Annotated in this window: 2 protein-coding genes and 1 pseudogene; all 3 read right to left on the minus strand. The window is 60.5% G+C overall.

The genetic code is table 11. From position 1 onward, the window contains the following. A partial coding sequence (locus tag EOA22_RS31265; protein WP_127390492.1) for a hypothetical protein occupies positions 1-1,073 on the minus strand: 1,073 nt, incomplete at its 3' end. After that, the gene (locus EOA22_RS31270; RefSeq protein ID WP_013525291.1) at positions 1,073-1,498 is read right to left on the minus strand and encodes a DUF6484 domain-containing protein; all 426 of its coding nucleotides are present in this window, start codon (positions 1,496-1,498) and stop codon (positions 1,073-1,075) included. The genes EOA22_RS31270 and EOA22_RS31265, both read right to left, overlap by 1 nt. 3 nt (positions 1,499-1,501) lie before the next feature. After that, positions 1,502-2,180, minus strand: a pseudogene (locus EOA22_RS31275) (type VI secretion system tip protein VgrG); the annotation flags it as partial.

A 2,180-nucleotide genomic window follows, 5' to 3' on the forward strand; every position in this document is an offset into this window, starting at 1 on the left:
ACACTGTTGCTCCACATCCTAACGTTCTCTGCCACAGGCACCTTCATCGCAAAATCGCCGAAGTGATCCTCAAAGTCAGGCCCAAGCGTGGTCGGATCGAGCGTAAACAACCCGTCGATGCCGCGTGCTTCCGGGAAGGTCTCGAGCAGCGCGCCGCCAGCGGCCGCAGCGAGCGCTGGAATGCGCATCTGCTGCACCAGCCAAGGCAGGATCGAACGATCGCCCAGCATGCCGGCGCCACGCACGGCTAGCGACGCCGTGTCGGGCGACTTGAGCAAGCCACCCATGAAGGCGCGGACGTCGTCCTGTGGCCCTGCCTTGATCAAGGCTCGCAAAGCCGTCGGTGCATTTGGCCCATTGGTGGCCGCAACCTTTCGCAACTCCGCCCTCGCCAAATCCCCGCGGTCAAGTTCGTTCAGTGTCCAGGCTGCCCATAGCCGCACGCTTCCGTCGTCGGCATCTAGCGCGCCAGCAACTTCGTGCACCAGATCGAGGCGTTGCAGTACCCCCGCCAAATGCAGGCTGTTTGCCCGCACGCGGACGTCAGGATCGCGCATCAGATTCGTCAACAGAGCTTTTGGGTCGACCCCATGTTCGCGGCAGGCCGCGACAGCGAGATAGCGTAGGAACGCGTCTTGCGCGCTGATCCAACGCCGTACCAAGGGACTAATCGTTTCGGCCTTATGCCATGCCAGTGCTCCGACCAGGCCCCGCGCATCGTCATCCGAAGCACGGCCAAGTTCAACGGCTTGTCGGATCTTGTTATCGCTACCCTGCTCAATTGCCAACCATGTGAAAAGGAACAACTCCCCCTTTTCGGGGAAGTCCTCATAGGCAGCCTCGATGAACGGCCATGCGGCTACCCCGGCAATACGCAAGCCGTCAAGGTTTGCCTCAAGCCGCCTGCCGACGCCGTCGACCACGTTTCCCTCAGGTGGGTCCTCGGCGGCCAACGTGTCGCGCTGCGCCCACAAGAAAGCCGCCAGCTCGGCGTGCTGACCCACAATGTCCTTGACGATGCGATGTTCAACGGTACCGTCCGATTGTTGGCCGTAGCTCCCCGCGACCATCATCAATTTAAGTCGATCGAACCGCCGCGAATACGGTTGGCGGCACTGGCGTGGCTGGTAACGAAAGTACCTCTGATGGTGATGCGACCGTCTTTCTCCATCAGGATCGTTGCCTTGCCGCAGCGTAATTCGATCCGTTCTTCGGCGTGAATCCGCACGCGGTCTCCATCGCGAATAACTGCAGGTGCCGCATGCTTGCGCACCAGTTCCACGATGCGCCCGACGATGAGCGGCCGCCGCGCATCTCCGTCCTCGAACAACAAGGCGATCTCCTGGCCGATCATATCGGATGACAGTTCGGCAAGGCTGCGCGCCGCTAGTGCGGTTTCTTTCGAATTGCCCGGAAATACTACCAGAGGACCGTCTTCGCCGAAACCGAGAAACTGGCCAATTACGACGCCATCGACGCGATCACGAACCTTTTCCATGCTCTAGTTCTCCCCTATTTTCGAACCCTTCATCGTGATGTCGCTAGAAGCCTTGATGCTGATCTTTCCTGACCCTTTGACCGAAATGTCCTTGCCCTCGATCGCGATCGTGCCGTCTTTCTTCATCATGATCTTGGCCGAGCCGGTTGTGATGAGAATTTCGTCACCGGCGTCGATGACCAGCTTCTTGCCGATTTTGATCGTGCCATTGCCGGTGACAGAAATGGCACTGTCTTTGCCGACCGAGAGGGAATGCGCGCCGGCCACCGATGTCGAATCGTCCTTGCCTACCGAAGCGGTGCGTCCTCCGCCGACCGTCGAACCTTGATCCTTCGCGATGCTCTCGGTGTGGCCGCCGCCTATGGACACGCTCTGATCGGAAGCAATCGTCCAGCTGTCGCTCGCACCTATGCTGTGGTCCTGCGCTGCCCCAACCGTCACGGACCGTGTCGCGCCGATCGTGTTGGTCTGCGGCCCGCCGACGCTTCTGGTCTCCGATGCTCCGACCGTATCGACACGCGCAGCGCCAACGCTCACCGTCTGCACAATCCCCACCGTCTGCGTGTGATTGGCGTCGATGTTCTCCGTCGAGTTCGACACGACATGGATGGTCTCGTTGGCCATGACCGTCAGCGCGCGGTTGGCGCCCACTGTCTCGGTGTCGTTCGAGCCGATGTTGGTG

Origin of the sequence: Mesorhizobium sp. M7A.F.Ca.US.014.04.1.1 (genome assembly GCF_003998745.1) — a bacterium.
GTDB lineage: Bacteria > Pseudomonadota > Alphaproteobacteria > Rhizobiales > Rhizobiaceae > Mesorhizobium > Mesorhizobium ciceri.

What these genes read in the sequence shown, in the direction of transcription:
- EOA22_RS31270 (WP_013525291.1), bottom strand. Translation starts at nt 1,498, where the DNA reads ATGGAAAAGGTTCGTGATCGCGTCGATGGCGTCGTAATTGGCCAGTTT.